General features: G+C 34.8%; 10 protein-coding genes and 1 pseudogene. All 11 read right to left on the reverse strand.

Annotated elements, in window-relative coordinates; translation table 11 throughout:
• Window positions 1–832, reverse strand: an 832-nt coding sequence (locus ACQKEZ_RS19300) for a T7SS effector LXG polymorphic toxin (protein WP_427303610.1), incomplete at its 3' end; no start/stop codon positions are given.
• 81 nt (window positions 833–913) lie between these two features.
• Complete coding sequence (locus ACQKEZ_RS19305; RefSeq protein ID WP_427303612.1) at window positions 914–1,069, reverse strand: hypothetical protein; 156 nt, start codon at window positions 1,067–1,069, stop codon at window positions 914–916.
• 366 nt (window positions 1,070–1,435) lie between these two features.
• Window positions 1,436–2,251, reverse strand: coding sequence for an alpha/beta fold hydrolase (locus tag ACQKEZ_RS19310; RefSeq protein WP_427303614.1), 816 nt, complete (start codon window positions 2,249–2,251; stop codon window positions 1,436–1,438).
• Between the two features lie 1,773 nt (window positions 2,252–4,024).
• Complete coding sequence (locus tag ACQKEZ_RS19315) at window positions 4,025–4,324, reverse strand: contact-dependent growth inhibition system immunity protein (protein ID WP_056703922.1); 300 nt, start codon at window positions 4,322–4,324, stop codon at window positions 4,025–4,027.
• 16 nt (window positions 4,325–4,340) lie between these two features.
• Window positions 4,341–5,910 (reverse strand): annotated as a pseudogene (locus ACQKEZ_RS19320) (ribonuclease YeeF family protein).
• Between the two features lie 410 nt (window positions 5,911–6,320).
• Window positions 6,321–6,596 (reverse strand): DUF3986 family protein, encoded by a 276-nt coding sequence (locus ACQKEZ_RS19325; protein ID WP_427303616.1) that lies wholly within the window; start codon window positions 6,594–6,596, stop codon window positions 6,321–6,323.
• Window positions 6,597–6,610: 14 nt separating this feature from the next.
• Entirely contained in the window at window positions 6,611–7,075 is a 465-nt protein-coding gene (locus ACQKEZ_RS19330; RefSeq protein ID WP_427303618.1) for a hypothetical protein, read from the reverse strand.
• A 175-nt stretch (window positions 7,076–7,250) separates the two neighbouring features.
• Window positions 7,251–7,820 carry an SMI1/KNR4 family protein gene (locus ACQKEZ_RS19335; RefSeq protein WP_427303620.1) on the reverse strand — a complete coding sequence of 190 codons (570 nt, stop codon included), beginning with the start codon at window positions 7,818–7,820 and terminating at the stop codon, window positions 7,251–7,253.
• 1 nt (window position 7,821) lies between these two features.
• Window positions 7,822–7,899, reverse strand: a complete 78-nt coding sequence (locus ACQKEZ_RS19340) for an HNH endonuclease (RefSeq protein WP_141211636.1) — start codon at window positions 7,897–7,899, stop codon at window positions 7,822–7,824.
• A gap of 73 nt (window positions 7,900–7,972) precedes the next feature.
• Window positions 7,973–8,455: an antitoxin YezG family protein gene (locus ACQKEZ_RS19345; RefSeq protein WP_427303622.1), complete on the reverse strand. Its 483-nt coding sequence runs from the start codon at window positions 8,453–8,455 to the stop codon at window positions 7,973–7,975.
• Between the two features lie 5 nt (window positions 8,456–8,460).
• On the reverse strand, window positions 8,461–8,709 hold a 249-nt coding region (locus tag ACQKEZ_RS19350), incomplete at its 5' end, for a DNA/RNA non-specific endonuclease (protein ID WP_427303624.1).

The following is an 8,709-nucleotide window of genomic DNA, read 5'->3' on the forward strand; positions in this document are numbered from 1 at the left end:
ACATTTTCTGATTATAAGAAAGGTTATCATATCCGACCTCATCTACAATTTCAAAGTACTTATCTACTGAAATGCATGATGGATCATCTAGTTTTGCCTTTAACTCTTTGATTCTTCTTTTCTCGGCTTCCTCTTTTTTCACTTTTAGATAGGCTTTTACCTGTGCATCGATTCTATCATGGCTTTTATACACATCTGTCTCATGAAACGCTTTTGCGTCGTAATACATGGGCTGTGCATTTTTGCCTTCACCTGTAGCTACCATCATTTTTGCATAAAATGTTTTAAGGTGTGTCTCAATCGCTTCTGATTTTACGTATTCTGTTTTCAAATCGTTGTCTATTTTATGTAACTCATCAATCGTTTCTTTTCGTTTTTCATTTGCATCATCTAAGTGTTCGTCTACTTTTTGACTAGAAAATACGTCTAATTCAATCAAGTCGCTAATGTCATCAAAAATGGTTGAAAGAGCTTGTTTTTGTTCCTTCACCATATCTTTATTGTTTTGAATGCCTTGTTTTAATTGAGATTCTAAAAAGTGTTCATCAATAAACGTGCTTCCTCCTAACGAAGCATCATCTAGCTTTCCTTTCACCCCATCTAAAAAAGACTTTTGCATATCAATAAAATCAATATAAGTCTCAGTGTAAAGCGCAAGATCCCCATAAAAGGCTTTAATATTGTCTGCACCTTTTCCAGTGAACTCATCACCTAAATCAGCCACACCTTTTAGCGCCTTCTTCAAATCCGTCATTTCTTCCCGAAGCTGTTCATATGCCTTTGACCTTTTCTCTACAGATAATATAAGCGTTGAAGCATCTAATATTTTCATATAAAAAAGACTCCCTTTATGAAATATTCTTTTCCTAGAATACCACAAGGAGCCTTACACTTTAATCCACTTTATAAATTTTTAACCAAGTATCCTCCAGAATTTCCCCTTGATGCTACTGTTATTTTTGGGATGATTATTTTGTTGTTGGTGCACACCATTTGTAAAGAAAAGTGTACCTAGTGCTACAACTGCTAGTGATAATGTGATTAAAATAGACTTCTTCAACTCATTCACTTCTTTTTTCCTACAAATTAGCTAGCTAAACAAGGATCTTTTACATACCGATCTTATAGAGGAATACTGAATGTTACATCGTTCATTGCTGCATGATTTAGATTGACAGTCGCACTAGAGAAATCAACAATAATTTTTCTTATTGTTCGTTTTACATAGCTCTGGTTTAAAGATGAATTCACCTATGTTCATCGTGCTCTCCTAGCAGTGTTTGTATTTGCTACATCCATATCTATAAACACGGTTAAATATTTATCATTTAAGAGCCTATTCATTTAGTCTCTTTATAAACTTCCATCATTTTATTTTGAGAGATTAGTGTTTCTTCTTACAAGAGGATCAGCGAACTCGTTTACTGTACTTCGGTCACCATACATATTTAAGTATATGTGCTAACAAAATACTAGGTTGGTCTTCTTGAACTAAATGACCAGCATTTGAGATAGTAACATATGACGCATCAGGGATTTTACCAGACAATTGCTCTCCTTTCTCTATTGGGATCCAAGTATCTTCTTCTCCCCAGATGATTAAAGTAGGAACGCACACTTCGCCGTAGAGAGACTCAATTTCATCTGTATATTTCTGGCTGGCTTGTGCGATTTGTCTGTAAAAAGCTTCTTTTCCTACATGACCTAACCAAGGTTCTTTAATGCCCTTTAGAGTATTTGTGTCCATTTCCCTAAACATGGCCCCTTGCACATAAGTAGATATAACAGATTCATGAATATAATTAGGTAGTCCTTGAAATGCCTTTTCATAATGATTAACATGTGAAAAAAATTCAGATCCCCAAGGAGCTATCGCAACAGGATCTATTAATATCATCTTTTTGAAAGAACGATTATTTAACAAGTGTGTTCTCAATGCCGTTGTACCACCAAAGTCGTGTCCAACTATAATGGGGCTGTTTAATCCCCAATGATCTAATAAGTCATTAAGGATTTTATTTTGTACACCCAGAGAGACATCCATTTCTTTTTTTTCTGATTTACCGTACCCAAGTAGGTCGTAATAGTAAACTTTAAACCATTGACTAAGACCTGGGATTATATGTCGCCAATTAAATGAAGACCAAGGAGTGCCATGCACCAAAACTAAAGGAGGTCCATCTCCACTCACCCCATATTTTACATCTCCATAGGTTGAATGATAAGTCTCTGATAGTTTGAATATCACCATTTTTTAACTCCTTTAAAGTCTATTTTTTTGTTCTTGTAAAACTCCCTTGACTTTTCACAATATCCACAAAGTTCCATTTAATACCATTGCTTACTTTGATTTTTAGTCTTATCTATAATAAACCAATCACAATTAGTCTGCTACATTGTTTTATTGTTTGATTTGATTTCAGTAGATGATAGAAGGAACGAACAATTGGATAAAGGATGGTAAAGACCCTTGCCCATCTAGATATTTTACGCTTACTTTTTCTTCATCATTTTGGTAAATATCTATCCCTCTATTCGCTTCATATAACCACTTGTTAAATAAGATTATATTCTTCCTACTTACATCCTCTTTATGGTTAATTTACAATAATACCTAATATTCGTATAATCAATAGATTTGAAAAAACAAATTAAACTATTAGCTTCTATTTAGTTGATAATTTTCTTATAAACAAAATAGTTACATTGACTAGTTCAATAACATTAGAACTCGTATGACATTGAACTAGCCGATATCTAATGGTTTTAATTTAATATTTTTTTATCAATTTAGATAGATTGACCTATAAGAATTTGAATTATGAAATTAATTCATATAATATTTAGTTAAAATCATTTCTAATCCTAACCTCTAGCTCGCTTTATATATTTTTTATAGCCTACCAATGAAAGAATAAATCCTAATATAGTATATCCAATAAGGACTAACGCTACCAAGATCAAATACTCTCTCCCATGTAGTGTTGATACTGAATGCACTAAACCTTGGTGTGCCAATACTGGGGCAAAATCACACCAATTATTTTCAGATAATTAGGTAATTGGTCAAATGGAGTCCATAAACCGCAATCCTAAAGCAATCATGTTAGTCATCACTAACCCCGTATTTTCAGTTTTAGCAAATGCAGCGATGGCTACTCCCCATGAAGTAACCTGCATTGATAATAGAAAAACCACAAAAAAATAAGAGCTATAGTGAGTTATTTCAATTCCATAAAAGTAAATTCCTGAAATTGTTAGCAATAAAATTTGAAACAAATAACATTGACGATGAAGACATTAGAGATGTTGTAGAATAAATTATGGGTTTCCGATTGGTGTGTTGATTTTAATAGCAAAGACAATGAACTTTTAAAACTTTCTCGTTTAATTCCACATGCAAACCCATTATTAGAAAGACAATTCACAGAAAATAGGGATATAGAAACTTATCGATCTATCTTTAAAACACCTGTGGGAGATTATATTTATCAATTTGATGTAGATAAACTTCTAGCCTTGGTGAAAAATCAGAATATTACACAAAAAGCATTTAACATTGGCGAAGTTTTTATTGACCCTGAAACTGAGTTTATTGCTGATAAAATTAATGATAAACGTATTCCTATTGTAATTTAACTTCTCTTGATCAAAATGAAAAACTGTCCTCGATACGGCTGCCGCAGACCAGCTGCTATCCAGGCTCAGAATGTCCCTCTCGTATGGCCACATTCCTCATCACCTTTATTCCGTATCCAGATACGCCATTGATAAGGGAAAGGCGCGTCTCCCAATAAAAAAGCGGACACCAATCAAGGCACTTAGAGTGCTCAATGATCAGTGTCCGCAGGTTCTTCCTTCTGGACAAAATATTCACGTTCGTTTTGCTTGTCTCTATCATACGATGACCCGCACAGGAAAAAAGGTCCCCATTTTATCCCCCTTTTTATCGGGTTTTTATCGGTATGAAGTTCAATAAACACAAAAAACCTTGAAAGGCATTGGCCGATCAAGGATCATTTTGTTACTTCATTTTTACTGCTTCTTTCATTTCCTCTATTATTTTATTAAACCACTGTATAGGGTTTAATGAGATCGCCGGAAAATAGATTTCTGCATTATTTTCGATAAAACTTTCTTTTTCTTCAATTGTTAAAGTACCATTCAAAAAATCCTGACAATCCTTTATAGTAGACAGCAGACATTCTTTAGTAGCTTCATGAATAAACTCCTCTAACGCTTCTTCTGGTGAATCGATATCCTGATGAAATGTCCCACCTAAAAAATCTTCTAACTCCTCTAAATAACTGTAACTCTCATTCATTTTATCATCCTTCTTTCTATTTAACAGGGTATCCTGTTAAAATAAAACCGCCATTCTCATCTTTTTTCAGTATGATTTTTGCATTTGTAACATTCTCGACTATTTCTGAATTTCTCGAAACACTTCTTCCAATTACCTCTCCATCACCCTTATATTTTAATGGTAATGTAGGTCTACTGTTGGGGTCGGATAACCACTTTTGTATTTTATCAACACTCTTAGGATCACCCAGAACTGAATCAGCAACTCTTTCTGCAGTCATTCTATCGTTAAAAGTAGAAGAACCCGTAATTTTAGGATTACTTTTCAGCCTTTCTAATAGTTCTTCATCTGTTTTCCCAACATGTCTCTCTATCAAGTGCCCACCTCTGGATTCATGTGTAGCCAGCCCATTACCTGGAGATAAAGGATTTTTCTCACCTTTCTTGATTCCCATCTTACCATGAAACCCTTTTGCACCAAACGGTAAAAGCATTCCCAGCGCCGCATTCATACTCGCTTCCTGCTGTTCTTTCGAGATCTTATTTCCAAACATATCTCGGCCTGTGATCGCTTCGCTGAAGCCATTGGTTGCAGTGATGCCGTATAAACCTTTTTGTGATGTTTTTAAGGCATCAAAGGACTTTTGTGACGTCTTGTAAATATCGACTGCTCTAACCGCGGCTGATGTGGCTTGGGTGGTTTTATAGACGGCTTTCCCGCCTTTAAAAATGCGTCCTGCCCAGCCGACGATAGGGATATAACCGGCTGCCGCCATGCCGCCTGCTGCGACTCGCTGTCCTGCTGTAAGCTCTTCGCCTGTAATTGGATCGACGCCTGTAGCAGCACGTTTTGCATCGTTCACGCCAGTCAGTTCATTCACGATGTTTCCACCATAATCGAGGGCTTTTTCATACCAAGGACGGTTGGCGAGTGCTTCTTGTTCCTTTGCGATTTCTCTAGCTTCTTCTTGTTCTTTTTTGATTTTGAGATATTCAGCAGTTTGTTTCTCAATATCGCTTTTTGCCTTGTAAATTTCACTATCTTGAAATGCTTTTCTGTCAAAATTCATAGGTGAAATGGATTTTCCGTCATTCGTGGCATTCATCATTTCAGCGTACAATGCCATTGTAGATTGCTGCTCCGTTTCTGACAAAGCATATTCATCTTTTAAATTTTGATCAAGTTCTATTAAATCTTTAACCGTTTTCTTTCGCTCGTCTTCCGCATCTTCGATCTTATCATCAAAGGTTTGGCTATCAAATACCTCCAGAGAAATGAGGTCATCAATATCTTGGAAAATCGTTTTGAGTGCCTTTTTTTGATCCTTTACAATGCTTTTGGCATTCTTGATTCCCATATGTACAGCGTGGTCTAAAAAGTGTTCTTCTACAAAGGTATCGCCGCCAAAGTTTGTATCATCAAGTGTCCCAGATGAAGCTGATAAACATGTCCAAATTTCCAGCCAGCTCTTTATAGAAACTTTTAATGTTATCGGCACCTTTTCCAGTGAAACCGTCACCGAGGTTTGCCACACCTTGTAGTGCCTTTTTTAAATCTACCATTTGTTCACGGAGTTCCTGATAGTGTTTCGCCCTTGTATCCATGGCACTTGTTAGTGCTTTTGCATCTAGTATCTTCCCCAGCAGAATTCACTCCTTCCTAGTCATTGACAAGGTCAATTTTACCAACACAAAACTTGTCATTAAATAGGAATAAAGATACAAAAAACACAACATAAAAGCGGACACCCATTGTGGCACTTAAAGTGCCCAATGATCAGCGTCCGCAGGTGCTTCTTTCTGGACAAAATATTCATGTTCGCTTTTTCTCGGCAATGCAAATAAAAAAAGTGCCCATAAAAATGGACACTTTGGTTCTATTATTCCCAAAACGCATCGCCTTCAGAATCAATATACTTCTAGAAAAGTTTTAAAGTCTACATAACAGTCTTCAAACAGATAAAGATATCTTCTTCTATATCATTTTATTTATTGTAACGTATCACACAAAAACGCTATGCTTTTATTAAACCATTTTCTTTTAGAAATTGTTCGAACAATGCATCACCTTTATCCTCAATATCTTCATCATCAATATTATACTCTCCAACCAACAAACCAAAATCATTATATTTTTCATATTTTTGTTTAAGTTTTATACCATAGCTTTCTTGATCAAAAAACAATAACCATTTCCCTGAATCTAAACTTTTAAAAAACACACCTTCATAATCTAAATCATTTTCATAATAGCCTACATGCAAATGCATTGTATCGTCTAAGTTAAGCAACGTTGATCTCCCCTTTAGAAAATAACATGATGATCTTTTAGATTAGGTGGAACATGATAATGCAGAACAGCAGGTCTTCCATGTTTTATAGGTGCATAATCTAGTCTGAATAGTGGTTTTTTGGTTTTTTTGCTACGTACCTGTATAATGCGCCCTCCTGATCCAGGGCCATCAATAATATAATTTTGAGGCGCCTTTAATGCTTTCTGCACATATGGTCTAGCTACTTTCCATCCTTTTTGCATTCCCTTTTTTCCAACTTGAGAAATTAATAATCTTAAAGCAGCAGCCACCACCGGTATCCACTGACCAGTTACACTGTCTTCTTTCAATTCAGCATTCTGACTCTGTAACGCTAAAGTTTCTTCTAATTCAATAAATACTGGATCATTCAAAAGAAAGTCAAATTCTTTATTAAAGTTTGATACATCTACATTTGAAACATCTATACCGGTATCCTCGTATACTTGTTCAATCAATTGATCACTAACCACTTTTTTATTAACTAAGCTGTATTTAACTTTGTCATTAGAAACATCTAGTTCGTTGTTACTCTTGTGCTTGTGACATTTGTTTGAGGATTTATTAAAATATAAATAACATATAAAACAAGAGAGGGTTGCTAGGTGTATTTATAGATAGTTTGTCTAAATTTTAATCTCTCTCCTTTAACATTTTTATGAGATCGTCACTAAGTTGGATATCAATATCTTCTGTATCACTATCTTCATCATCATCTTCAACAACAAATAACCCTTCAATAAACTCAGTAAAAGTATCAGCAATCAGGAACAGATACTGTTCTCTATCTCTAAGTTCATGATCCCAAAAATAAATTTTCCCTTGATTTATTTCACTAACATCTAAACAAATCAGGTCTCCGCCATCTGCGTCTGCGATAGGAATTATTTGTTCAGGCAATTGTTCTTTATATGTTTTTATGGCTTCTCGTATATCATAATCATTCTGCTCCAACCCATAAAACAATTCGACTGGCACTGATTCACCAACTAACCACACTGGTTTTTCTCTTAGATAGGTATATACATTGTCCTCAATCCAACATTCCCCGTATTCATTAACAAAACTTTTATAATCAGAAGAAATATGATATCCGTTTTCTTCTTCTATCTTATTCATTTCGTTTAATGAGTTATTTGTTTTGGTTGATCTAATATCAATAGTGTATTGATCAAGTTTGTCTTTAATCCGTTTAAAACTCATTTTAATAGCCTCCTCTTAAGTCTGATGCGGCACCAATATGTGGTACATTTTTATGTAAGTCAGTCGGAACAAGCTGTATCTTATTAGTCTACTTTTTCTATAACCAATTCATATCTAATACAAAAACCCTCCTGTATTTGGAGGGTAATGTGCTATTTGTTTTCTTCTTTATTTTTTATATATTCTTCGAGAAATTCTCTAACTGATTTTCTTTTTGGGTATATTCCTAAATTCTCATATGCCCATATGGCTTTTCTTTGTGATCCATTTAAGCCTGAATTTAAGATATCATCGTAACCAAATTCAATTGACAACTTTCCTGTGTGATCTAGTTCAAGGGAAGCTGTTGTCCATTCCTGTTCATTACGATTTATAAATTCTTCTCTTAATTGTATGAATAACTCTTGAATCCTAATTAAAATATTAACGTATACTCGTTCACTAACTTGAAAGTTGTCAGGGATATTGTGGCCATAGAAATATTCCTCTTCATCAGTGCAAAAATAAAAAGCAACCTCTGATGAATCATTTAGCACTTCGGAGTAAAGCCAAACTTTATGCCATTCAGTTGGTATGATTTCGTTTATATTTTCGGCAATTTCTTTATATAGTTCTGATTTTTTCTTTGTTTCCACTAAGGTTAACCTCCATACTCATTTTTTATATAAATATAATCTGTGCTTTCCCCTATTTTATATTTCACTTCAAAAGCTGAAGGTCTTAAGGAGTCTGAATGGTAGACTGCCTCAATATAGACAGAGACTTTTTCAGGTGGAACTTCTTTCAATGCAGCTAACCACTCCTGCTCCATGGTATACCACTTCCCACCACTACGATTGATCTGTGAATTCATCGGAAGCAGGTTATCAATATCACCTGAACCTTTAAA

It is taken from the genome of Bacillus sp. NPDC077027 (genome assembly GCF_050269555.1).
Classification (GTDB): Bacteria; Bacillota; Bacilli; order Bacillales; family Bacillaceae; genus Bacillus.